Source organism: Exiguobacterium sp. EF_C8, assembly GCF_054956715.1.
The window spans coordinates 1,722,102-1,745,268 of sequence record NZ_CM143264.1 but is presented as its reverse complement, the minus strand read 5'-3'; the positions used below and the strand labels follow the sequence as shown (position 1 = coordinate 1,745,268).

The 23,167-nt window shown below is 43.7% G+C and carries 30 protein-coding genes and 1 pseudogene; 16 read left to right on the top strand and 15 right to left on the bottom strand.

The features are described 5' to 3' along the window. Window positions 1–40: 40 nt before the first annotated feature. On the bottom strand, window positions 41–472 hold the full coding sequence (locus tag ACY2IG_RS09410) for an Lrp/AsnC family transcriptional regulator (protein WP_035407606.1): 432 nt from the start codon (window positions 470–472) through the stop codon (window positions 41–43). A gap of 119 nt (window positions 473–591) precedes the next feature. On the opposite strand from ACY2IG_RS09410, the gene ACY2IG_RS09405 reads away from it, so the two are divergent. Then, window positions 592–1,011, top strand: a complete 420-nt coding sequence (locus ACY2IG_RS09405) for a carboxymuconolactone decarboxylase family protein (protein WP_035407609.1) — start codon at window positions 592–594, stop codon at window positions 1,009–1,011. Between the two features lie 11 nt (window positions 1,012–1,022). On the opposite strand, the gene ACY2IG_RS09400 is transcribed toward ACY2IG_RS09405, so the two are convergent. After that, window positions 1,023–1,478, bottom strand: a complete 456-nt coding sequence (locus ACY2IG_RS09400; protein ID WP_313490656.1) for an NUDIX hydrolase — start codon at window positions 1,476–1,478, stop codon at window positions 1,023–1,025. A gap of 157 nt (window positions 1,479–1,635) precedes the next feature. Beyond that, entirely contained in the window at window positions 1,636–3,051 is a 1,416-nt protein-coding gene (locus ACY2IG_RS09395) for an NAD-dependent succinate-semialdehyde dehydrogenase (RefSeq protein WP_462617801.1), read from the bottom strand. 192 nt (window positions 3,052–3,243) lie between these two features. Here ACY2IG_RS09395 and ACY2IG_RS09390 point away from each other — a divergent pair, with 192 nt between their 5' ends. Further along, window positions 3,244–4,491 (top strand): polysaccharide deacetylase family protein, encoded by a 1,248-nt coding sequence (locus ACY2IG_RS09390; RefSeq protein ID WP_329468558.1) that lies wholly within the window; start codon window positions 3,244–3,246, stop codon window positions 4,489–4,491. Between the two features lie 17 nt (window positions 4,492–4,508). Here ACY2IG_RS09390 and ACY2IG_RS09385 read toward each other — a convergent pair whose 3' ends face one another. The 3 genes from ACY2IG_RS09385 to ACY2IG_RS09375 all read right to left on the bottom strand — a co-directional run bounded on the left by ACY2IG_RS09385 (window position 4,509) and on the right by ACY2IG_RS09375 (window position 7,188). Next, window positions 4,509–5,534, bottom strand: coding sequence for a phosphotransferase enzyme family protein (locus ACY2IG_RS09385; protein ID WP_462617800.1), 1,026 nt, complete (start codon window positions 5,532–5,534; stop codon window positions 4,509–4,511). Between the two features lie 26 nt (window positions 5,535–5,560). Beyond that, on the bottom strand, window positions 5,561–6,358 hold the full coding sequence (locus ACY2IG_RS09380) for an SDR family NAD(P)-dependent oxidoreductase (RefSeq protein ID WP_462617799.1): 798 nt from the start codon (window positions 6,356–6,358) through the stop codon (window positions 5,561–5,563). 62 nt (window positions 6,359–6,420) lie between these two features. Next, on the bottom strand, window positions 6,421–7,188 hold the full coding sequence (locus ACY2IG_RS09375) for an SDR family NAD(P)-dependent oxidoreductase (protein WP_329468551.1): 768 nt from the start codon (window positions 7,186–7,188) through the stop codon (window positions 6,421–6,423). A 118-nt stretch (window positions 7,189–7,306) separates the two neighbouring features. Between ACY2IG_RS09375 and ACY2IG_RS09370 the strand changes: the two genes are divergently transcribed. Continuing rightward, a complete protein-coding gene (locus tag ACY2IG_RS09370) occupies window positions 7,307–7,933 on the top strand; it encodes a hypothetical protein (RefSeq protein WP_329468549.1) in 627 nt (208 codons plus the stop codon). Here the strand turns inward: ACY2IG_RS09370 and ACY2IG_RS09365 are convergent. Then, window positions 7,921–8,775, bottom strand: coding sequence for a LysR family transcriptional regulator (locus tag ACY2IG_RS09365; protein WP_462617798.1), 855 nt, complete (start codon window positions 8,773–8,775; stop codon window positions 7,921–7,923). The genes ACY2IG_RS09370 and ACY2IG_RS09365 overlap by 13 nt on opposite strands. Before the next feature lie 136 nt (window positions 8,776–8,911). Here ACY2IG_RS09365 and ACY2IG_RS09360 point away from each other — a divergent pair, with 136 nt between their 5' ends. From ACY2IG_RS09360 to ACY2IG_RS09350, 3 genes are read left to right on the top strand one after another with little or no spacing between them, the layout of a single operon-like run. Continuing rightward, window positions 8,912–9,277, top strand: coding sequence for an ArsR/SmtB family transcription factor (locus ACY2IG_RS09360; RefSeq protein ID WP_462617797.1), 366 nt, complete (start codon window positions 8,912–8,914; stop codon window positions 9,275–9,277). Beyond that, window positions 9,249–9,755 carry an SRPBCC family protein gene (locus ACY2IG_RS09355; RefSeq protein ID WP_056061754.1) on the top strand — a complete coding sequence of 169 codons (507 nt, stop codon included), beginning with the start codon at window positions 9,249–9,251 and terminating at the stop codon, window positions 9,753–9,755. The genes ACY2IG_RS09360 and ACY2IG_RS09355 overlap by 29 nt, the downstream gene beginning before the upstream one ends. 18 nt (window positions 9,756–9,773) lie before the next feature. After that, window positions 9,774–10,184, top strand: a complete 411-nt coding sequence (locus tag ACY2IG_RS09350) for a DUF4362 domain-containing protein (RefSeq protein ID WP_462617796.1) — start codon at window positions 9,774–9,776, stop codon at window positions 10,182–10,184. A gap of 48 nt (window positions 10,185–10,232) precedes the next feature. Here the strand turns inward: ACY2IG_RS09350 and ACY2IG_RS09345 are convergent, their stop codons facing one another. After that, window positions 10,233–10,868 (bottom strand): homing endonuclease associated repeat-containing protein, encoded by a 636-nt coding sequence (locus ACY2IG_RS09345; protein WP_462617795.1) that lies wholly within the window; start codon window positions 10,866–10,868, stop codon window positions 10,233–10,235. Window positions 10,869–11,051: 183 nt separating this feature from the next. Here ACY2IG_RS09345 and ACY2IG_RS09340 point away from each other — a divergent pair. After that, window positions 11,052–11,530 (top strand): annotated as a pseudogene (locus ACY2IG_RS09340) (class I SAM-dependent methyltransferase). Here ACY2IG_RS09340 and ACY2IG_RS09335 read toward each other — a convergent pair. Both ACY2IG_RS09335 and ACY2IG_RS09330 read right to left on the bottom strand, forming a co-directional pair. Next, entirely contained in the window at window positions 11,519–12,286 is a 768-nt protein-coding gene (locus ACY2IG_RS09335) for a nucleotidyltransferase domain-containing protein (protein ID WP_462617794.1), read from the bottom strand. The pseudogene ACY2IG_RS09340 and the gene ACY2IG_RS09335 overlap by 12 nt on opposite strands. A 12-nt stretch (window positions 12,287–12,298) precedes the next feature. Then, window positions 12,299–12,655, bottom strand: coding sequence for a hypothetical protein (locus ACY2IG_RS09330; protein WP_462617793.1), 357 nt, complete (start codon window positions 12,653–12,655; stop codon window positions 12,299–12,301). A gap of 74 nt (window positions 12,656–12,729) precedes the next feature. Here ACY2IG_RS09330 and ACY2IG_RS09325 point away from each other — a divergent pair, with 74 nt between their 5' ends. The 7 genes from ACY2IG_RS09325 to ACY2IG_RS09295 all read left to right on the top strand — a co-directional run bounded on the left by ACY2IG_RS09325 (window position 12,730) and on the right by ACY2IG_RS09295 (window position 19,048). Beyond that, on the top strand, window positions 12,730–12,966 hold the full coding sequence (locus ACY2IG_RS09325; protein WP_462617792.1) for a MarR family transcriptional regulator: 237 nt from the start codon (window positions 12,730–12,732) through the stop codon (window positions 12,964–12,966). Between the two features lie 147 nt (window positions 12,967–13,113). Then, complete coding sequence (locus ACY2IG_RS09320; RefSeq protein WP_462617791.1) at window positions 13,114–13,929, top strand: GNAT family N-acetyltransferase; 816 nt, start codon at window positions 13,114–13,116, stop codon at window positions 13,927–13,929. A gap of 63 nt (window positions 13,930–13,992) precedes the next feature. Continuing rightward, window positions 13,993–14,208: a helix-turn-helix transcriptional regulator gene (locus tag ACY2IG_RS09315; RefSeq protein WP_462617790.1), complete on the top strand. Its 216-nt coding sequence runs from the start codon at window positions 13,993–13,995 to the stop codon at window positions 14,206–14,208. Continuing rightward, window positions 14,205–14,558 carry a hypothetical protein gene (locus ACY2IG_RS09310; protein ID WP_462617789.1) on the top strand — a complete coding sequence of 118 codons (354 nt, stop codon included), beginning with the start codon at window positions 14,205–14,207 and terminating at the stop codon, window positions 14,556–14,558. Before ACY2IG_RS09315 ends, ACY2IG_RS09310 begins: the two co-directional genes overlap by 4 nt. A gap of 176 nt (window positions 14,559–14,734) precedes the next feature. After that, window positions 14,735–15,577 carry a BglG family transcription antiterminator LicT gene (gene licT / locus ACY2IG_RS09305; protein ID WP_290773905.1) on the top strand — a complete coding sequence of 281 codons (843 nt, stop codon included), beginning with the start codon at window positions 14,735–14,737 and terminating at the stop codon, window positions 15,575–15,577. Window positions 15,578–15,743: 166 nt separating this feature from the next. Continuing rightward, the gene (locus ACY2IG_RS09300) at window positions 15,744–17,582 is read left to right on the top strand and encodes a beta-glucoside-specific PTS transporter subunit IIABC (RefSeq protein ID WP_214854097.1); all 1,839 of its coding nucleotides are present in this window, start codon (window positions 15,744–15,746) and stop codon (window positions 17,580–17,582) included. Between the two features lie 14 nt (window positions 17,583–17,596). Continuing rightward, on the top strand, window positions 17,597–19,048 hold the full coding sequence (locus ACY2IG_RS09295; RefSeq protein WP_462617788.1) for a 6-phospho-beta-glucosidase: 1,452 nt from the start codon (window positions 17,597–17,599) through the stop codon (window positions 19,046–19,048). Window positions 19,049–19,249: 201 nt separating this feature from the next. On the opposite strand, the gene ACY2IG_RS09290 is transcribed toward ACY2IG_RS09295, so the two are convergent. After that, window positions 19,250–19,651 carry a VOC family protein gene (locus ACY2IG_RS09290; protein WP_462617787.1) on the bottom strand — a complete coding sequence of 134 codons (402 nt, stop codon included), beginning with the start codon at window positions 19,649–19,651 and terminating at the stop codon, window positions 19,250–19,252. Window positions 19,652–19,761: 110 nt separating this feature from the next. On the opposite strand from ACY2IG_RS09290, the gene ACY2IG_RS09285 reads away from it, so the two are divergent. Beyond that, complete coding sequence (locus ACY2IG_RS09285; protein WP_462617786.1) at window positions 19,762–20,727, top strand: phosphotransferase; 966 nt, start codon at window positions 19,762–19,764, stop codon at window positions 20,725–20,727. Between the two features lie 48 nt (window positions 20,728–20,775). Here ACY2IG_RS09285 and ACY2IG_RS09280 read toward each other — a convergent pair whose 3' ends face one another. Then, window positions 20,776–21,639, bottom strand: a complete 864-nt coding sequence (locus ACY2IG_RS09280) for an NAD-dependent epimerase/dehydratase family protein (protein ID WP_462617785.1) — start codon at window positions 21,637–21,639, stop codon at window positions 20,776–20,778. A 5-nt stretch (window positions 21,640–21,644) separates the two neighbouring features. Beyond that, the gene (locus ACY2IG_RS09275) at window positions 21,645–21,827 is read right to left on the bottom strand and encodes a hypothetical protein (protein WP_035407678.1); all 183 of its coding nucleotides are present in this window, start codon (window positions 21,825–21,827) and stop codon (window positions 21,645–21,647) included. Window positions 21,828–21,925: 98 nt separating this feature from the next. Here ACY2IG_RS09275 and ACY2IG_RS09270 point away from each other — a divergent pair, with 98 nt between their 5' ends. After that, window positions 21,926–22,075 carry a hypothetical protein gene (locus ACY2IG_RS09270; RefSeq protein WP_197026211.1) on the top strand — a complete coding sequence of 50 codons (150 nt, stop codon included), beginning with the start codon at window positions 21,926–21,928 and terminating at the stop codon, window positions 22,073–22,075. A 44-nt stretch (window positions 22,076–22,119) separates the two neighbouring features. Here ACY2IG_RS09270 and ACY2IG_RS09265 read toward each other — a convergent pair whose 3' ends face one another. Then, window positions 22,120–22,818 (bottom strand): DUF3169 family protein, encoded by a 699-nt coding sequence (locus ACY2IG_RS09265; RefSeq protein ID WP_035407681.1) that lies wholly within the window; start codon window positions 22,816–22,818, stop codon window positions 22,120–22,122. Then, window positions 22,815–23,021, bottom strand: coding sequence for a helix-turn-helix transcriptional regulator (locus ACY2IG_RS09260; RefSeq protein ID WP_035407684.1), 207 nt, complete (start codon window positions 23,019–23,021; stop codon window positions 22,815–22,817). Before ACY2IG_RS09260 ends, ACY2IG_RS09265 begins: the two co-directional genes overlap by 4 nt. Window positions 23,022–23,167 lie beyond the last annotated feature (146 nt).

Sequence of the window (23,167 nt, the reverse complement as noted above, 5' to 3'; positions counted from 1 at the left end):
GACAAGAAGAGCAAACTTTTAATGCTCTTCTTGTCTTTTTTTATATCACGACTTGAGTGCCAACTTCTGAAAAAATAAAACGAGTAACTGTATGCGCATAAGGATGGATTTGTTCTATAAAAAATTCTGCCTCTTGAAACGTTTGGAAATGTAATTTTAGCATGAAGCAAGAATCACCAGATATTCGATAACAAAAGTCAACGTTAGTAAGTTGCTGAATATGATTTTTAAATGAATCGTACCGTCCTTCTTTAATGGTTGCTTCTACTAAACATTCAATAGGAGAACCTAGCTTTTCGTAATCGATTTTTAAACTGTATTCTTTAATGAGTCCAAAAGATTCCATTTGTCGGACACGCTCTGTTACGGAAGGAGCTGATAAATTAATTCGTTTAGCTAATGAACGCATCGACAGTCGACTATCTTGAGCCAGTTCATTTAATATTTGTCGATCAATCATATCGATTTTCAAATGTAAATCCTCCTTCAAAATAAGTTGTTGGATATAAAGTATTAGTTCGATATTTGTTTCAAATGAAATGTGATAATTTTTAATCATTATATAAAATTATTGTAGAAGGAGTGAATAAAATGACAAAAATACCTTTATCCCAAATAGGAGAAACACCATTTCAAAAATTACTAGGTCATAATCCTAAAATCTTATCCAGTTGGACAAGGCTAGAAAAAGATTTGATTGAAGAGGGAGCCTTAAGTTCGGATGTGAAAGAACAAGTTAGAAGAACATTAGCGCAATCAAATGGATGTGCATATTGCAAGGCAAAAGGAAAGCCAAAGAAAAAAATGATGGATGAAAAAATGATTTTAGCAACTGGATTTGCAGATCTTTTTTTAAAGGTGAAAGGAAATATCCCTGATTCAATATTTTTACTCATGAATGAAACATTTACTATTCCAGAAATCAGTGAATTATGTGCATTCATTACGTTTTGTACAGCATCTCAATACTACGGAGCAATCATGAATTTACAGCCAATTGATAGTCCCTGATTTTACTTTTTTTACACACTTTTATATTTTTTCTTTAGTGCATTCTGAACAGTCCATCTTTGATGTTCATGAAATAGATGATCGATTGCATCAGCCGGATCGATCCATTGTAAGACATGATCATCCTCGATTGGACTTTGTACTTCCTCTCCAGCATCACAACGATAGAACTGCCCTTCGTTCAAATAATATGTCGTTTCATTTTGTGAATAGAAATATTGATTGGCTCGTCCGATGAAATCACCGATATTGACGTCCATTCCCGTTTCTTCAAGTACCTCTCTTTTTAAACATTCTTCTGGCGTCTCATTGGCTTCAATACCGCCACCCGGAAGAAACAACTTGCCGTCCTTTTTTTGAATGACGGCGATTTTATCTGTTTGAGGATCGCACATGACCGCATAAACAGCAGATCTCGTGATGTAGTGTTGATTCTGTTCTTTCTGCCCGAAGGTGATGACATCCATTGTTTAATCACTCCTTTTCGTATAATCATTTGAATTCAATCATACCTTACAAAATAGTATGTAAGCATCAGCCGTACAAAAACCCCTCATTTCGATTTAGAAATGAGGGGTTACCTATGAATAAAGATGGTTCGCTTCAAACGAAATGTCTGATGGATTAACCGAGCGACAAGTATTTGACTTCGAGATAATCTTCGATGCCGTAGACGCCACCTTCACGGCCAAGACCACTCTCTTTATAGCCACCAAATGGGGCTTGTGCAGCTGATGGCGCACCATCGTTCAGACCGACGATCCCGTATTCGAGTCGTTTTCCGAGCATCAATGCTTCATCGATGCGTTCAGAGAACGCGTAAGCCGCAAGTCCGTATGGTGTGTTGTTCGCCCGTTCGATGACTTCATCAAGTGTCTCAAAGACAGAGATCGGTGCGAGCGGACCAAACGTCTCTTCCTGCATGCAAAGCATATCTTCCGTGACATTCGCAAGCACGGTCGGTGTGACGAAGTAGCCGACCGATTCGTCAATCGTACCACCAGTCAGGATCGTTGCTCCTTTTGCGACAGCGTCATCGATGTGTGCTTTGACTTTTGCAACGGCTTTCGCATTGATCAATGGACCAACTGTCGAGTCAGCGTCCATGCCGTTCCCGACTTGTAGTTGTTTGACGGCTGCTGTGAATTTTTCCGTGAATGCATCAAGGACAGATGCTTGCACATAGAAACGGTTCGTCGCGACACACGCTTGACCACCGTTGCGGAATTTTGAACGCATTGCCCCTTCGACAGCTTTATCGAGATCCGCATTTTCCGTGACGATGAAGGGTGCGTGACCACCGAGTTCAAGTGATAGTTTTTTCATCGTATCGGCTGCTTGACGCATGATCAATTTCCCGACGGCTGTTGAACCTGTGAACGTGATTTTGCGAACACGGGAATCTGCTTGCCAGACGCCACTAATGGTTGCTGCATCACCTGTTAGCACGTTGATGACACCTTTGGGGATACCTGCTTCTTGTGCTAGTTCAACGAGGCGAAGTGCCGTAAACGGTGTCTCTTCCGATGGTTTAAGGACGATCGTACAACCTGCTGCAAGAGCCGGTGCGAGTTTACGTGTGATCATCGCTGCCGGGAAGTTCCACGGTGTGATTGCTGCAACGACACCAACCGGTTCTTTTTCGACGAACAGTCGCTTTCCTGGAACGGAAGCCGGAATCGTTTCACCGTAAATCCGACGTGCTTCTTCAGCGTACCAACGGACATATTGATTGCCGTAATCGACTTCACCGAGCGCTTCGACATACGGTTTCCCTTGTTCCGTCGTCATGATTCGGGCGAGTTCCTCGCGGTGTTCGTTGATCAAGCGATACCAGGCGTCGACTAAATTCGCACGTATGTCTGCGGTTTCGTTTGACCACTTCACGAATGCTTCGCTCGCTGCATCAACGGAACGTTGTGCGTCTTCCGCTGAACTGGCCGGAACATGTCCGAGTAACGCTTTCGTTGCTGGGTCATAGACCGGAATCGTTTCTGACTTATCGTACCATTCCCCATTAATTAAGTTCTTTTCAATCATCTTGTTGCACCTCCGTGAATTTCGTTACGTTCTTTATTAAACACCTCAAGACGAGTGAACGGAAGTTCCGCTTTGGATGGACAGTCATAACGAAACGGAATGACTCGAAAAATAGTTAATCGACTGAACAATCGGGAACAGTTAAAATAATAGAGAATGAAAATGTCAAAATTAATGAAGGAGTCGAAAGACATGAAACGGAACTGGATCATTAGCGGTGTGGTGCTAAGTTTACTACTAAGTGGATGTGGGGGAAGCGAAGTCGCCGAGAAAAAGTCTGAAAAACCACGAGAAACTGAACAAAAAAGGCAAGCTACTCAGCAAGCATACATAGAAAAGACGATACAGCGTGCTGAGCGTTACGCTGCCCAGTACGATTATGAGCGAGCAATCAAGGTATTAAAACCTGTACGCACAAAAGAGACGATACAAAGAACGAAAGAATACGAACAGAAAAAGCAGGCGCTCCTGCCTGTGACGAAACCTGTGCCGCATCTCTTTTTCCATTCATTGATTGCCGATCCAAAACGAGCATTTGACGGCGACCGGAAGGAAGCAGGATACGATGATTACATGGTGACGCAACAGGAGTTCGAACGAATCTTGGATGCATTGTACAAAAACAACTATGTACTCGTCCGACCGACGGATTTAGCAAAAGAGATGAACGGGAAGATCGTCGAGACACCCGTCCGTTTACCAAAAGGAAAACAACCGCTCGTTCTTTCTCAGGACGACGTCAATTATTATGAATACATGGAAGGGGATGGATTTGCGAAGAATTTGAAAGTGAAGGATGGTAAAATCGTCAACGAGATGGTCGGAAAGCCGGATGGTGCTTATGATCTCGTACCGCTCGTTGATGCGTTCGTCCAGTCTCATCCTGACTTTTCCTATAAAGGAGCAAAAGGGTTGCTCGGCATCACAGGTTACAACGGGGTGCTCGGTTATCGTTCCTCCTACAATCAATACGGACACAATGAAAAGGTTGAAACGGCACGAAATCAAGCGAAGCAGACCGCTGTCGCATTAAAACAGGACGGCTGGCAGTTCGCGAGTCATACGTACGGACATATTTGGGTCGGGAAAGAATCAGTCACGACGATTCGCGCGGATCTTAAACGCTACAAACAAGACGTTGCACCGCTGATCGGAAAAACGACGCAATTGATTTATCCGTACGGCAGTGATGTCGGGGATTGGCACGATTATTCGGGTGAGAAATATCGTTTGCTCATCGATAGCGGGTTCCGCTATTTCTTTAATGTCGATGCGAGTCAACATGCGTGGAAGCAAATTGGTCCCGACTACTTCCGCCAAGCCCGGATCAACGTTGATGGGATTCGTTTACGCCAAGCCGTTGCTGGAAAGACGAGCGTACTCGATCCATTCTTTGATGCGAAAGAGGTCTTTGATTCAGTACGACCGGAACGGAAGTGACCTGGTCCTTCGATTGATCATCTTGCTAGTAGTGAGACGAGAGCTTTTCCTCTTTGAAGGTAACGTTCTAGGTGATTGCTCAATTCCTCGTTTGTAACGATAGAATCAGATAAAAGGTTGAATGTTTGTTGAACGAAATGGAAATTGAAACAACCCGAAAGCCAGAGTAAGGATTCAAGTCGAACAAAATCATCGTGATCAAAAATATTCATGTCATAGTTTTCTAAAATCGCTTGCACTAGTTCAGGAGACACGCTAAAAGAATGAATCCCTTCATTTCGTGCATACCATTTAAGGATCCATGCGAGGTCTTGTATACGATCAGAGTAACCGATATGTTCATGATCAATGATTCCGACGATATGATCGTTCCTCCATAAGATATTTAGTGCATTGAGGTCTGTTGATAAAACAGGTAGCATATCGTTCTTCGATCTGCGTTGTGCCTGATAGATATGAAACTGGACGAGATCGAGATAGTTACCTAACCTTTGTTGTTCTATTGAGGTGATGACAGTATCCACCTTTGATAAATCATGATGCCATTTTTGATAGGCGACGGTATGGTCAACGACCGGAAAAGAAAATTGCGAATCGACCGGTATATCATGTAGTTGTCTTAGCAACGCACCCATTTTTGACGCTGATGATTTGGTTTGTGCAGTAATATGTGTGCCGTCTATCCAATCAAAGAGGACACAGCGCCATGCTTGACCAGCATCATCCTGAATCATTGAAAATGTATTTGAGTCAGTTGTCGGTTGAACGCGTTTCATGAAGGGGAGTCCGTGTTCACGTATCCTATCAGTTACGTATAATTGCTGATTCAAATCAGATGCAGAGGCAAGTTCTGTCTCAGAACTATATCGATCATCCGCAAGAAGGCGTAAAGAATAAGCGTTACTATTACAGATTATTCGATAATGTTTGTCACCATGAATTCCGAAAGTCGATAAAGAGATTGAATGATCTAGAGCAGAATCATATGAAATCCCAAATCGTGATAAAGCGAGCGAAATCAATTGATTATCTTCAGGACACATAGTTTACACTCCTCTGACGGTATAGGTCAAAACGGTAGTGGCTGCGTCCCGTCCTGATCCGTAAAGTGATAGGTCTTCGCGAGATCGGCAACGAAGACGGCTTGTCCAGAATAACGTCTAACATCGTCATCCGCCATCAGCGCTGTAACGGCTCGTCCGATATAGGTCGTCGATTCAGTCGCGGCACTCGCGAAACCGGCATCGACAACCCGTTCGGTCCGCATGAAACCGGGGCAGAGCGCGATGACAGAGATAGTTGTTTGAGCTAACTCTTGCGCCATGACGTGCGTCATCCGATTAATCGTTTGCATCGCCAAATCATAATAAAGATTTCCGGCCACCTGATCTGGTGTGAATGACGTCAAATTGATGACGAGCGCGGCTGGACTCTGTTGCAGTAATGGCATCGCAGCCCGAATCGTCCACAAATACGCTTTTGGTCCGGCGGACATCATCGCGTCCCAATGTTCCGGTGGTCGCTCCCAAAACCGTCGTCCGGTTCCGGACGGCAAGTGGCTTTCCGAACCACCGAATACACAATTGATGAGGAGATCGATTCGACCATGTTGATGTTGGATCTGCTGAATGAGACGATCGATATCATCAAGACTTGTATGGTCACAAACGACCGGGATGCCAAGTCCGTCGCGTGCCGTGACACCAGCAGCCGTCTCTTCGATCGTCTCGCTACGATTGTCCGTCGTCTGTTCATTCGTACTTCGTCCCGTGACGTAAACAATCATTCCGGCGTCACCTAAAGCATAAGCGATGCCACGTCCGGCGCCACGGGAGGCACCAGCTACGAGTGCAATACGTTTTGGCATGATGAAACTCCTTTCAGATATGAGAAGGCGGATGGGCAGATGCGCATCCGTCTTCTTCTGTTTTAAAAACCTTTAATCGTCATCCCGCCATCAACATAAAGTGTTTGTCCCGTCACGTAACGGGCAGCGGCAGATGATAAGAAGACAACTGGACCAACGAGCTCTTCTAATTCACCCACCCGACCGAGTGGTGTCACGTCAACGATCTCCTGCAGATATGTAGGATCTTTTAGTAAGGGTTCCGTCAGCGGTGTTTTAAAATACCACGGTCCGATCGCGTTGACACGAATGTTTTGTGGTCCCCATTCAAGGGCTAATACCTTCGTCATCTGAATCATCGCCGCCTTCGTCGTCGCATACACGACACCGGTCCGTAAAGCGACGTGCCCCGCGACGGAGGCGATATTGAGAATACTTCCACCTGTCTCTTGCATCCGTTTCCCGATTTCTTGAGCAAAGAAGAAAGCGGATTTCAGATTCGTCTGTTGGATCGTTTCCCACTCGTCTTCCGTTACGTCAAGTGCCTTCGAGCGAATGTTCATCCCGGCGTTGTTGACGAGCCCATCGATCTGCGGCACTTGTTCATAAGCTCGAGCCACCGTCTCGACGACTTGTTTCCGGTCAGTGATGTCACACAGGAAAACGTAAGCTTTTTGACCGAGTCGTTCGATTTCTTGCGCTGTCTCCTTTAAGTCGCGTTCCGTCCGGGCGACGAGAATGATGTCGGCACCAGCTTCTGCCATCCCGATAGCAAGTGCCCGTCCAATGCCTCGCCCAGCTCCGGTGATGAGAAATGTTTGATTCGTTAACGAAAAACTAGGAAGATACATGATGTCACGTCCTTTAAATGAGAGTTATCACTTACTCTAATGAAAAATAGACTGAAAAGAAAGAAAAATCAATGCATTCCGAAATGATAATGGTAAAATATTGAAAAGGAGGGATGAGATGAAGCGTGGTTTAGTTATGACATTATGTATAGCACTCGTGAGTCTTTTAGCTATTCAATTGGTCGGAACGGAAGTCTACCGTTATTTCTTTTATGATCCAGCAACTTCTCAAGCCCAAATTATAGTTAATGGAGGAGGAGAAGAAGGTAAACCGACCAAACAAAAGATAGATGTACGAAGCGAGGGATTTGCGGATAAGGATGCATTAGGAGTGGCTACCTTTTATGGCGTCGTCGGTCTTGTCATACTACTGATTGTCCTCTTCAGTGTACGCTACTTCTTGAAGCGTTTACGAAAACGGCGCAAACAGGAGAGTGTAGTCGACGATCTCATGGATCCGCCTCCAGTGTTTACACAGAATCGTTCGACACGACAAACATTTGTCGGTGAAGAATCAGAGTCAGAGATTCGCCGGCTTTTACAAACATTCGATCGGCAGCTGACACGACAAAAACGCCGCCGCTCTGAAGAGACGGTCGGCGAATGGTTACAACGGATTGATGTCACGCTCGATCCGTCGATCTATCATCTCGTCCGTTACGGCGAGACACCGGATTCAGAGATTTCGCAAGATCAGGTCGATGATCTAAGGAATGAACTACAAGTGCATCTTCAACGCGACTGACCGAGTAAATCAAGCAGGATGGCATGATGGGAGGCGTCTCGTGAGACGAGTGACAATTTGCGGATGACATCAAACCCGTCGACCGGTAACGTCTTGATTTCAGGTGACAGTCCATCTTGGAAAATCTCCGGCAATAGAGCGATACCAAATCCTGCACGGATGAAACCGAGGACGCTCGATCCGAATTCCATCTCGTTTTCTGCTTGATAGACGGCACCTCGCTCGATGAACGCGTCCTTTAGGATGTTCGTCGAATCGCAATCGATCGGAAGCGATAAGAAAGAGGCGTCACGAATTTGCTCAAACGCCACAGACGTACAGCCCGCGAATCGTTCATCGTCTTGATGCACGTAAAGCAAAAAATTCTCCGTATACAAATGCGTCGTATGATACGGATGGACATGGTGACGATCGTCGAGTAAGACAGCATCGTATCGCCGTTCTTCAAGACCTTGCATCAAATCGATCGTCGTATGCGCCGTCTTCAACTTGAGATCCGGGGCCGTCGCTTGACGCGAGACGTGACGGGGGAGATACGTCATCGCGACGCTTGGCCATGATCCGAGCGTCAGGGTCGTCCGTTCGTCGATCGTACCGATCCGCCGTTTCATCTGATCGATCCGGTCAAGCAGTTCACGACTCTCTTCAAAGACGATTTCGCCAGCTGTCGTCAACGTGACACCATGTGCCGAACGGTGTAACAACGAGACGTCGAGTGCACTCTCAAGACTTTTGATTTGTTTACTTAACGCCGGTTGCGTCATATGCAGTACTTCGCTTGCTTTCGTCAGGCTGCCGGTCTCCGCGGTGACGAGGAATGCTTCCATCCATTCGGTCTTCATTGGTTCACGCTCTTTTCATACAGGTTCTCTAGAACGTACGCCATTTGAACGCATCTGACAATCATTTTGCATTTTTTATATTCTTAGTTTGGAATATTCTAAAGTGGGAATATATAAAATAAAGAGGTGAACGGATATGAACGAGCAGATGTCCGCACGATTTTCAGCACTCGGCGACCCAATACGATTACAACTCATCGAAGCATTACGAAATGGTCCTCGCTCCGTCAATGAGTTAGCCGATCAACTACACTTACGCCAACCGCAAACCTCGAAGCACTTAAAGCTGTTGCTTGACGCAGAACTAATCACTGTCGAGCGGCAGGCGAATCGTCGCTTGTATAGCCTTCGTCCAGAAGCTTTTCGAGAACTTGTCACGTGGAGTAACACAATGGCTCAGATGGAAGCACGCATGTATCGTCTAGATGAACATTTGCAGCGGATGCAATCATCCGCGAAGGGAGACGAGACGAATGAAAAAGGAACTGAAGACATCGATTGATGGTAAGGTGCTACGAATGGAATGGGTTTGTGAGGCACCGCGAGAAATCGTCTTTGCCGCATTCACGGAAAAAGAGCAACTCGAAGCCTGGTGGGGACCAGAAGGCTGGGAGACGACAATCAAAACGTTCGAATTTCAACCGGACGGCGTTTGGCATTATTGCATGCGGTGTGTCGATCCAACACAAGGTGATTTTTATGGCATGGAGTCGTGGGGGAAAGCAATTTTTAGACATATCGATGCCCCGAACACCTATAGTCATGCCGATTACTTCTCCGACGCGTCAGGAGCTATCTCTGAAAATTTACCAGGTAGTGAAAATGTCACGACATTTATTGACCATGGAGAAACGACATTGATTGTCTTTGAATCGACTTACGAAACGGAAGCAGCTGTGCAAGAAGTGCTGGGCATGGGAATGAAGGAAGGTTTCACGTCGCAACTGTATCGCCTAGATCACCTATTGACGAAACAGTAAGAAGGAGTCGATGTTTTGGTGCGGAAGATCGGTTTGGCTTTATGTATCCTATTCTTAGTAGGTTGTGGAAAGTACACGATGCAAGAGGCAAAGGAGAACGGCGACATCATCGTCCAGAAAGGTGTTGAGAACAGCGACCGATTCGAGTCTTTTTTGAATAAGTCGAAGCAAGGAAAATCAGATCAGATTCGCATCACAGCCTACACGACCGAGGGAGATCCGATTGTGTATGACGTCGAGTATGACGGCAAGACGTATCAGTATTCGTCTGATGCATCACGTGATCAGTTCGGTTCAACAGACGACGATCGAAAGAATGAAGTCTGTCAGCAACTCGATAAAACGATCGTGAAGCAAGAGGCAATCTATGCGTTAAGTAAATGCGCTGAAGGAACGGATCATGAATTGCTACGATTACCAAAACAATAATCAAAAAGGATCGTGTCCCGTCGAAATAATCAGCGGGCACGATCCTTTTCATTCGCTATCAAGACGACGCAAAGCTTCACGCCAACTTGAAAAACGTTCAATCAATAAAGTCAGTGAAGGTGCTTGGTGCGCACGTGCCCACTTAGCATACTGCTGACTCGTCAATAGCGGTCCATGAGTTTCTGCAGCTTGTTTAAGTGCTTCTAGGCAGTCTTGGTCAGTGAAGAAACCGTTCGAGGTGAGGTCGAAGTGTGCTAAGGCTTTTTTCCACGTACCGAACCGACGAATGATCGTATTCGCACTTAACATCTCTGGATGTAAATCCCGTAATTCCGTGTAGGAGCGAATCGTCATGTTCGTTCCTTTTTGTGCGACATAAAAGGCGACGCTTTCTTCGATTGACCACCGTTTCGTTCGTTTGACCGCGGCGGGACGGTTCAACGTCATGCGTTCTTTCGTCGATAAATGGGAAGCCTTGACGATGCCAGCTTTCTCTAAAAGGTGTGCCCACGAGCCGAATCGTGCATTGATTTCTTCAAGTGATGGGTAAGGAAGTTGAGCCGCTAACTTTTGATAATGGGTAGCTTTCATAGGTGAATGGTGCATTTGATGAAGACCTTGAATCAAGCGGATGATCTTCTCATCCGTTGCTAAAGTAGAAGTGGAAGTCGGATGTTGACGCATGCAAGATATCTCCCTTTTGAATGGTTGTTTCAATTAAAGGCTAGTGTAGCATGAGCGATTTCGAGAACATACTAACAATATCGTAAGGTAAGAAAAATGGTGCATTTTCATCCATAAAATACAGGGAAATCAGGGAAGTAAAGCGAATGCAATATTATAGATGAAAAGAGGGGAAAATGATTAATGACAGAAACACAGACGATTGATACGATGGAGGATATTTTAAAGATGCTCGATGCGCGACTGCGTGAACCAGGACCGTTTTGGGACAAGTTTTATGAAGATCGGAAGAAACCGGTCCCGTTTTTTTAAGAATATTCCTGATGAGAACTTAGTTCGCTACGTCGAACAGGGTTGGATCTCGCCAGATGACGTTCTAGATCTCGGAACAGGACCGGGGCGAAATGCGATCTATCTCGCAACACACGATTTCTCGGTGACAGGACTGGATCTTTCAGCTTGGCGGATCGACGTTGACGAACTGGGAAGTCTATCAGGAAAATAGTCTCCAAGGTGGACTTGGCTATACGAAAGAGCGATTACTCTCCATATTCGATGCATTCGACATCATCGAACTAACGGAAATGAAACCCGTCGACAATCCAGAGGCATTATTTGATCATGCTGGACTGTGGAAAGGTTTATTTCGATTAAAGAATTGACTCGTCCGACATCCGAGTTGAGAACCAATCAATAAAATAACGGACATCTTCCAGCGAGACGATTTGTTGCGTATCGTAAGAGGCGAACAGTGACAAAAAGCGCGGTTCGTCAGGAAAATAATGAAACAGGATCAGTCGGAGTGTCTCTAGGTCATGCACGAAGCTTTGATCTTTCTCTAAGATGAGGTGATAGGCGCTCCGAACAATCCGTTTCACGATTGAATCCGAATCAAGCAGAGCGACCTGACCTGTTTCTAGGAGAAATAAATCAGTTTTCAACTGCTCGCATAACCCACCGTTTAACGCGAAGCCAAGAGCACGTGTCGGACGAAGGGACGGAAATCGACTTTGGAGATTTTCGCCTGCCAAAAATAAGTTGACGGACTTCAACCAGACACCCCAGCGAAGTGCTTCGTCATCCCGTATGACGTCGCCAAGCAGACCGATGTCATAATCGATTTTGGTGACAAATGGATAGTTCGTCAGCCAATGTTCTGTCCGTTCATCTAACTGCATGTGTTCTTCTACCGTCAACGGTTCTGTCAAAATCAGTGTAAAATCGAGATCGGATTCAAAGGGACGAGCCGTTCCTTTTGCAACGCTGCCATACAAGTACACGCCATGAAACGCGGATAAGGTTTGTACATAGGCGACGACGTCGCGAATCACGGTACGATAACGGACAGGAATTGCTTCAGCGGAAGTTGGATTGTGGATGTAGCCATTTTTCATGCCAAATGTCGTTGGATACTGCATCTGTCTTCCTCCTCATCCTTCAGGAATTGATTGATAGCGATACCAGGTCTTGTTTCGCTGCACATATAAAAACATCGTATCATCTTTTTCTTGATAGATGACCGTACCGCTCTTAAGTCGATTCGCCATGCCGTCCTTGAGTGTCGTTTCGGATCGCATTTTTTTGATACGTGGACCAGGTGTTAAGGTGAGATCCGAGACAGTTACTAATTGATCCAGTCGATAAACACGGTCATTTAAGCGGATCACATCTTGATTTTGCTCGATGGCTTCAGCCGCGATGAGGTCTGTCGTTGTAATCGTCGTCTCTTCCTGACATCCACTGAGACAAAGAACAATTAACATTGTAGTAGCTAAAACTTTTTTCATGAAACACACCTCTTTTTCTAGTTATATATCGTAATTTCGATATATTCGGGTTATGCGATATAAGGGGGAGCATCATGATTTCATCTGATTTTGAAAAAAATTTACAAACGACTACAGTCACGGTTCAAAGAAATCTATCTCACCAGAGTGTACGTATTCTCCAACAAATTCAATTTGCGACGAATCCGACGATCAAGGAGATTGCCGAGGCATTTCGCCTCTCACATAATACGACGTCCGAGCACGTCAAAAAGTTGGAGAAATTAGGTTATATCGAAAAAAACGGAATCCGGAAGATCAACGTCAAGTAACGATCGATTTAACAAACGATGGAGATACTATCGTTCGGCGTCACACAGAACTTGATCCTGAACGGTTGAATCGAGTGTTTGCTACGATGTCAAAAACAGACCAACAGACAATTGAACAGGCGTTTCGATTATTGCGGGAGGCTGCAGATGATTGCTTTTCTCGTTAAGGTATTGTCAAGCGCAGTGGTCATCGGTCTCGTTACCGAAGTTGCCCGTCGTTCACCGTCACTAGGTGGCGTCTTGTCCGCGTTGCCGGTTGTTAGTCTGATCAGTTTCGCCTGGCTCGTCAAACAAGGAAGTGAACGGACCGAGCTTAGTACATTTTTAAAGAGTGTGTTACTCGGGTTACCGGCGACATTTTTTATTGCTAGCTGTCTTGTATTGGCTCATTCGCTTAGGGATTCCTGTGTTTTTCAGTATAGTTGGTGCAACGAGTTTTTTTTATCGTCTGTTGGTATGTTCAACGTTATCTACAACAGTGGTGGCAGACGTAACGGAAAAGGAGAGAAAGCGATGGTAACCCTTCAAACAGAACGATTGACGATTTATCCATGCACAGCGACAGACGTAACGCGTTTACAACAACAGCAATACGAGAACGGACCTGAAGTACAGCATCACTTGACGTTACTCGCGTCAGATCCATTGATGCTGTACTGGGGAAGTTGGCTCGTCATGACAAAAGACGGGCAGGTAGTCGGAGATATTGGATTCAAAGGGAAACCAGACTCGCGACAAGCAGTCGAAATCGGTTATGGTTTGTTACCAGCGTTTCTCAATCGAGGTTTTGCGACGGAAGCCGTCCGAGCCTTGATTGATTGGGTGTTCGACCAAACCGAAGTGAAGGCTGTACTCGCAAAGACGGATTTGACGAATCAAGCATCGATCAGGGTGCTTGAAAAAGCGGAATTGATTCAGATTGGGAGCGACGATCGGTATATCATGTGGGAGCGTTTGAAGTAGGTGTAAAGGAAACTTGACAGGTGATGCGTTATTTACATATAGTGGAATAAGCGAGGTGGAACTATGAAAAATCAGGTCAAGAAGATGCGCGAGGAACGAGGTTGGTCGCAAGGCGAACTGGCAAAACGATTGAACGTATCGCGTCAGACGGTCATTTCCATCGAAAAAGAGCGGTATAATCCGTCACTTGACCTCGCTTTTGCACTGGCTGATTTGTTTGAGAAACGAATCGAAGACATCTTTACACCGAGTCGAACGAACGAGGAGGGAGCGGAATGATGCGAGTCAATGTGTTACTAGATATTTTTTTAATAGGAGTAGGTCTGTACCTAATAATGACGGATCCTGCGGCTAAAACACTCGGAATCATCCTCGTTTTAGCAGGTGTCACGTCACGTATCACAGGAACGGTATTCTCGCCAACGGAACCGTATGATGAGCGTCAAGGAACGATTAAAATCCGTAGTGGACATATCGCTTATCTCGTAAGTATCGGATATCTTTTTTTGATTTTAGTTCTCGTCAATTTATCAATCCTTCAAGACATTCAATTTGCTCTGTTGCTAGCGTTAGGAGGACAAGTCTTGTTCTTTCCACTTATACTGCTGTACGTGAATCGAAAGATATGAAGAAGCAAATGTTTATAAAAATGATACTTGTAACCGTTATCAACAATGGTATAGAATGTAATGGAATAGGGATTGTTACTGGTCAAGCAGGCGAAACCCAAATCAGCGATCACTGAAACCGTGAGTGACGTTTGATTTGGGTTTTTCTATTTTCCTGATTTGAAAGGAGGTCACCGATGATCATTCACCAAATTTTCAACAACAATGTTATTAGTGTATTTGACGAAGTAGGGCGTGAGCGAGTCGTCATGGGGAAGGGAATCGGATTTAAGCGGAATTCAGGACAGACGATATTAGCCTCAGATGTAGAAAAAGTCTTTTATCTCGATGATGCAGGTAATCATGAACGATTTAAATTATTACTTCAAGAAATTCCTGAAGAAATCATCGTCTTGACTGATGATATCGTAACGATTGCAAAATTGACGCTTGGAAAAAAACTCAATGAACTTGTCTACATCGCTCTTGCCGACCATTTGCATTTTGCATTAGAACGTCATGAAAAAGGTTTAGAGATCAAAAATGTATTGCTTTGGGAGATTAAGCGTTTATACCAAGATGAGTTTAATGTAGGTTTGCAAGCGCTTAAATTGGTTGAAGAAAAATTCAATATTAAATTACCTGAAGACGAAGCAGCCTATATTGCACTTCATATCGTGAATGCTGAATTAAACGAAGAGATGCCGAATATCGTTTCAATGACAAAAGTCATTCAAGAAGTATTGAATCTCGTAAAATACCACTTTGCACTGGAGTGGGATGAGAATACTCTCGCCTATCATCGTTTTGTTACTCATCTCAAATTTTTTGCACAACGACTCGTGACGCGAACCGAATATGAAGGAGATGAGAGTGCGCTTTTTGATCTAGTGAAAATGCAATATCCCAAGTCCTATATTTGTACTGAAAAAATTTCTTCCTTTATTCAGACAAAATATGATTATCGGTTGACGGATGAAGAAAAATTATACCTAACGGTTCATATCACAAGATTAATTAAAGAAAAAAAGAGTAGTTGACATATAAAAGTAAAAATGTTATTATTTGTTTATTAAATATATATTTATTGGGATTGTTACTGGTCAAGCAGGCGAAACCTAGGTGAAACAAGACGTATTTTCATGAAATACGTTACTTGTTCTCATCTAGGTTTCTTTTTGTGTCTATCAACTATGGAGGTGTCTTATGAAATACGATCAATTAGCAAAAGAAATCATTGAATCTGTCGGAGGCGAACAAAACGTTAGTTCACTTGTTCATTGCGCGACTCGACTACGATTCGTACTTAAAGACAAAGCAAAGGCTGATAAATTAAAACTTGAAAAACTAGAAGGTGTCATTGCTGTAAAAGAGAGCGGAGGGCAGTTTCAGGTCGTTGTCGGAAATACAGTACCTGAGGTATATCAAGCAATTGGAAAACAAACAAAGCTGATGGAGGAGTCGACAGAAACTAGTAAAACAAATGAAAAAGGAAACATTTTTGGTCGAGCAATCGATATTATTTCAAGTATCTTTACGCCATTGCTTGGTGTCATGGCGGGAGCTGGTATCTTAAAGGGTTTACTTGCGATTGCGACGAATGCAGGTTGGTTAATTCCTACTGAAACAACGTATATCATCTTAAATGCTACAGCGGATAGTCTCTTTTACTTTTTACCTATTTTGTTAGCGGTTACATCAGCGCGAAAGTTTGGTGCCAATCAATTTGTTGCCATGACTGTAGCGGGTGCTTTGATCTATCCAACAATCATTCAACTGAAGACGGATGCAGTCGCGACGACATTCTTCGGTATACCCGTGACGATGATGTCATATACATCTACGGTCATTCCAATCATTCTTGCCGTTTGGGTCATGAGTTATGTTGAAAAATTCTTCAATCGACATGTCCATGAGAGTGTTAAAAATTTTGTTACACCTTTGATTGCTCTCATTACAATCGTTCCATTAACGTTAATCGTGTTTGGACCAATCGGTGTCACGTCAGGCGACTTGATTGCTGCCTTCATTCTAAAGGTATTAGCATTTAACCCAATTTTAGCAGGGGCGTTCATTGCTGGTGTATGGCAAGTCCTCGTCATTTTCGGTATTCACTGGGGAGTCGTTCCGATTTTCATCAATAACATTGCCACTAAAGGATATGACTATATCAAACCGGCAACTGCTCCAGCAATTTTTGCACAGGCAGGAGCATCGTTCGGTGTCATGCTTCGTTCAAAAAATAAAAAGTTAAAAACATTAGCAGGTTCTACGGGAATTACCGCGTTATTCGGTATTACAGAACCTGCCGTATATGGAGTCACTTTACGCTTAAAGCGTCCTTTCATTGCGGCTGTCATTAGTGCAGCAGTGGGTGGAGGGATCGTAGGGCATTTTGGAAGTGTAGCAGTAGCTTCTGGTCCTCCGGGATTATTGACGTTACCCGTCTTCATTGGCGATAGTATGACAGCATTTTACGGGTTGTTAATTGGTGTCGGTGTCTCATTCTTTTTATCGATGGTCTTAACATACATCCTTGGATTTGAAGATGATCCGATTGAAAAAGAAGCAGAAAAAAATGTTCGTGCATCAACAGATATGACGATTCCAAGCCCAGTTTCAGGTCAAATCGTTTCTCTCGAAAAAGTTTCTGATAGTGTATTTGCGAGTGGAGCGATGGGACAAGGTTTCGCAGTCGTTCCAACTGAAGGAAAAGTAATCGCCCCAGTATCAGGTCAAGTAACTGCTATATTTGCAAGCAAGCATGCGATTGGTATTCGATCAGAGAATGGGATGGAAATCCTCATTCATGTTGGGATTGATACGGTACGCTTAGATGGAACTCACTTTGAATTACACGTCGCACAAGACCAGAAAATCGAACCAGGAGATGTATTAATCACTTTTGATATTGAATCGATTCAAGCGGAAGGATATGACATCATCACACCTGTGATTTTCACGAATTTATCAGAAGAACGACAAATTACGATTGATCAAGATCAAATTTCAGTAAGTGAATACAATAAACCTGCTTTTGCATAAGAAAGGATGAGACGATGCAACTTCCAAAAAACTTTTTATGGGGTGGCGCTATTGCGGCCAATCAAGCAGAAGGTGCCTATTTATCCGATGGGAAAGGATTATCTTCCGTTGATTTAATTCCTAGTGGTTCAACTCGAAGAGCCGTTATGAAGGGAGAATTATCGCATTATGAGCCCCTTCCAGAATTAATTTATCCATCCCATGAGGCGATTGATTTTTATCATCGTTATAAGGAGGATATCGCTCTATTCGCTGAAATGGGGTTTAAAGCGCTTCGTTTATCGATTTCATGGGCACGTATCTTCCCAAAGGGTGATGAAGAACAACCAAATGAACAAGGATTGAAGTTTTACGATGAGGTGTTCGATGAATTATTAAAATATGGAATTGAGCCAGTCGTTACAATGGCACACTTTGATGTACCCGTTCATTTAGTAGAGCATTATGGAAGTTGGCGTAATCGAAAAATGGTCACATTCTTCGAACGATATGTTGAGACAATCGTATCTCGTTATCATTCGAAAGTACGTTATTGGATGACTTTCAATGAAATAAATATGTTGTTCCATCTTCCTTACATGGGAGCTGGATTAGTATTCGCAGAAGGAGAGAATCGACAACAGATTCAGTATCAAGCGGCACATCATCAATTGGTAGCGAGTGCGCGTGCCGTGGAAATTGCTCATACGATCAATCCGAATCTTCAAGTAGGGTGTATGTTGGCAGCAGCCATGACGTATCCTTATACCTGTAATCCAGATGACGTCGAAAAAGCAATGGAACGTGATCGTGAGAATTTCTTCTTCATTGATGTACAAGCTCGCGGTGCCTATCCGGGTTATGCATTAAGACAATTGAAAGAGGCTGGTATTGAAATTCAGATGGAACCAGGTGATATTGAACTATTACGCAACCACACAGTGGACTTTATTGGTTTTAGCTATTATTCGAGTCGCTGTATCAGTACTGATCCGGAAATACTGGATAAAATGACGGCGGGGAATGTGTTCCCGACTGTCAAAAATCCATATTTGAATCAATCAGAATGGGGATGGACGATTGATCCGAAAGGACTCCGTCTAACGGCAAATCAGCTATACGACCGTTATCAACTTCCCTTATTCATCGTCGAAAATGGCTTAGGTGCATTTGATGAATTGGATGGAGAAGGAAACATTCAAGATGACTATCGGATTTCTTATTTAACAGATCATATTCGAGCAATGTACGAATCGATACAAGACGGAGTAGAACTCATCGGTTATACGAGTTGGGGATGTATCGATCTCGTCAGTGCGTCTTCCGGTGAATATGCAAAACGGTATGGCTATATTTATGTAGATCGTCATGATGATGGTAGCGGAACGAATAGTAGACGGAAGAAGGCGTCCTTTGATTGGTATAAAAAGGTAATTGCATCTAATGGTGCCTGTATAGAAGATCAAAAACATATTAAAATTAAATAAAAGTATAGCTAACGATGCGGATCTAGAAATGCTTAGATTACGAATCGTTAGCTTTTTTTAGTGTTATTCGTATTTTGTATTAAGATTTTTGCAGTATTCTTAGAACAGAGTGAACAGCATGGTACTATAACTATAAAATAAATTAAGGCGATAACCCTTCTTAAATGGTTATAAAAAAATCTAAGCAGGAATAATAAAGATTTAGCTCTCAATCGCAAACGTATCGCGCAATTCAATGATCGTTCCTTCCGGTGCTTTTAATTTACTCAGATGTCCATCGACGACGAAATAGATGTTTCCACCGTGTTTTGGTAAAAAAGGCATCCCGAGTTGTTCCAGTCGTGTTACTTCCTCTTGCAAGTCGTCAACATAGAGGGCGAAATGAACAGGACCCGCTGCTTGTTTCGTGTAATCGGTGAACGGTTGACCGGATTTGGGTGTCTGTAACTCGATATAGAAATCACCGAGTCGTAACCAGCTGTTAAAGTCGCGATCATGAAAACCAGGCGATTCCTGAACGAGTGTGAACCCGAGCTGTTCATAAAATTGTTTGGATGCGACGTAATCTATCGTCTGAATGCAGATGTGATGAATTTGTTTCATACTAAAACCTTCCTTCGTGTTCAATGCAATCATGCAGAACTAGTGTAGCATTTCGCGAATCAGTTGGAGTGATAGAAATGGAGAATACTATGCAACATGTCATAAATTTGATGTGTGAACGTTTTTCGTTAGGGCAAACGATCAGCGAACCTGTCCGATTGACGGGTGGTCTTCTGCATGAGTCGTGGCGACTACAGACAACGACAGGATTCTATGTCTTAAAACGATTGAATCAGGAAATCATGCGACGTCCTGAAGCACGAAACAACTTTAAGATGTCAGAAGACGTTGCGATGCAAGCGTCTCTTTACTTAGCAGCATTACCAGCACGTCGCGTCAACGATCAAGTGGTGCAGATGATTGACGGCTCGGATTACCTTTTGTTTGATTGGGTCGATGGCAAGACGTTATCAGCCGATCAAATTCGACCGACACATGCACGACAAATCGGAGTTCAATTAGGACGATTGCATGGTCATTCCGTGGCGACGACTGGCTTTTCAAAGCCAGATACCTCCAGTATGCCAATCGATTGGAACGATTACCTAGAAGAAGGAAAGCGACAGCAATCAGACTGGCTACAGTTGCTAGTCGAAGAACAGGAACAGCTACAACGGCTGGAACGATTAGCACTGGAAGCAAAACTGCAACTACCTGAAGACTGGATCGTCAGCCATCGTGATCTTGATCCGAAAAATGTTCTCTGGACAACGAATGGTCCGGTCTTGATCGACTGGGAGTCTGCAGGATTGATTCATCGAGCCGTCGACGTATTTGAAACCGCCTGTTATTGGTCAAAACGTAAAGACGATACGTTTGATCGTGATCGATTTAACGCAGTTCTTGCTGGTTATACGATAAATCAACGTTTGCCTGATGTCGACTGGCTTCATGTCATCGATATCAGTGTCCAAGGAAAGTTGGATTGGCTGAAGTTCAATCTGGATCGTTCACTCGGGAAACGCAGTGTTCCTGAAGCGGAACGAACGCTCGGAACAGAGCAGGTCCTTTTAACGATAAAAGAACTACAGGTTCACGACCGGAATCTCTGGATTAAGGGGATATTGGCAAGATGATCATCAGAAAGAGGCACTGAATCATTCGATTCGATGCCTCTTTCGTTATTAAAATGATTTGACTAGATGTTCAACGGTTGATTCAGGAGTACGAAACGAAACATACCCGAGTTGCTTGATCCGGTCATTCGAAAATGTCGCTTGTTCCGCTGAACGATCTGGTACTTTAAATGGTTTACCACTTGCTTCAATCAATTTCATGCGGAAATCTGTTTCTGGCAGATTAACATCAATCGCATTAAAGATGTCCCCATCTTGCGCATTTGTTGCAGCAAAAACAATCATCTCGACTAGGTTATCCGCATGGATCCACGGAACGACGTCTTCCGGGTGTACCCAAGTAATGAGATCTGCCACTTTCATCCGTTCGACTTGTCGATCCCCCCAGTAGGATTGTTCCTCGGCACAAATAGAACCAGGTCGGAGGATGATTAAATCGGAATCGGGTGTATATTCCTGTAACAGGCGTTCCGATAACTGCTTTGTATGAATGTAGACGTGCTCTGACGGTAGGAGCGGTGATGTTTCCGTAAAGTGTCCACTTACCACTTCTCCGTAAACAGAAGTCGTCGAAATATGTATGATGCGTTGAATACCAGCGTTTGTCGCAGCATCGGCGAGATGTTTCACACCTGTGACGTTTGCTTCTTCCGCTAAGTCGGGGTCATCCCCAAGGTAGGCAGCACAGTGGATCAAGAGATTGACGCCTTGAAGTGCTGCAACAAGCGAAGCCGGATTACCGAGCTCGCCGATGATTGGAATAACGTCATTTGTTGAATAGTGATCCGCCTGTTCCTGAGAACGATAGAGTCCTCGAACTTCACACGCTTCTTTAAGAAAACGTTGCGCGACACGTGAGCCAAGCGTCCCGGTCATCCCTGTAATCAAAATCGTACTCTCGTTTAAGTTCATGATGCTTACTCCTTTGACTCCGTCTTTTCAGCGAAACATTTCTCACAAATGAAACGACCTTCGCTTTTTAAGTAAGCTTTTACTTCCGTCATCCCGCGATGTTTTGGATAACGCATCTGGATATAAACCTTTTCGTTTCCTTCGATCGTTTTGCCACAATGAATGCATGTCGGTTCTTTACCAAACATCCTATCGCTCCCTATATTTTTATCTTCTACCTTATCGTAAAGGAAAATTAAGGATGTTGGAAGAATAAAGTAAAAAAAGAATCTAAAGAAAGGTGTCTATGATCTTCATTGCTATTTTTCTCGCCGTCGGTGGAGTCGTCTGGTTCATTTCAGCGCGCAGTCAGTCGAAGCATCGTTCGCTCGATGGTCAGGAGTATACGCTGAACCAGCACGACGTCCATCAGCAGCAAAATCATCGTGATTTTTGAAGGCATGTCAAGGAGCATCCGGTCGATTGACTGTATGCTCCTTTTTAGCGATTGCGTACATAAAGGAAATATTTCGCGTTGCTCCAAATCAAGGCGATAATCAATAAACTGATTGCGAAGATCTGAGACTGTCCGGTTTCATACGAATAAATGACCAATACGACGATGACACCCATCAATAGGAGTTGCAACGAAGATTGTGAACGAATGAGACCTTCTAACATGACGTGTCGTTCTCCGTCATCTGAGGCGGCAAATAGCTTTTTGACATAGTTTGTTTCCGAGTACTTTGGGAAATCACGGTTTGGGTAGATGTGACGCATAAGATTAAGATAATAATAGGATGCAAAACTACTGATGATGAAAAAGAGACCACTTAGTAATAAATGAAGTCCGAAATGATTTTCGATGATGCTAAAAGATGCGAGACCGATGCTGAGAAGAGTAGAAACCTGAACCATCATCATGCCATCCGCATAGTATCGATTCACTTGACCGTCAATCGCATCCTCGTCGTCTGAAGAAACAGGACGTCGAGTCAATTGACGAATTTGCAAATAGCGCACGATATAACTGAGGGTAAGAACCGTCAAGATAACGAAAAGACCAGTGAATATGTAATTAAGATAGAGCGATAGTTCAAACTTTGACAAGCTGGTATGTTTGAAGACAGACATAACGATATAGCTACTAATGAAACCGAGCAGTGCTGCGATGATGACTTTGATTGCTTCTTTTTTCATATTAATTCCTCCTCATCGAAATAAAAAATTTCTTCTAACGGCGTATCAAACACACGAGAAATTTTGACAGCAATCAATAGCGAAGGCATGAATTCTTCACGCTCGATTAAGCTGATTGTCTGGCGTGAAATGTTTGCACGCCGCGCCAGTTCAGACTGATTCCATCCGTGACGAGCACGTAATTCTTTTAAGCGGGATTTCATATAGGGATTCACCTCCTATATAATGTAACTTATCATAGTCTTTTTGACAACGATAATAGTCAAAAAAGATAATATGATGGTCATTAATATGTAAATCAATCATATCGATGGGATAAATTGTATACTAGAATAAGTCGAAAGGAGAT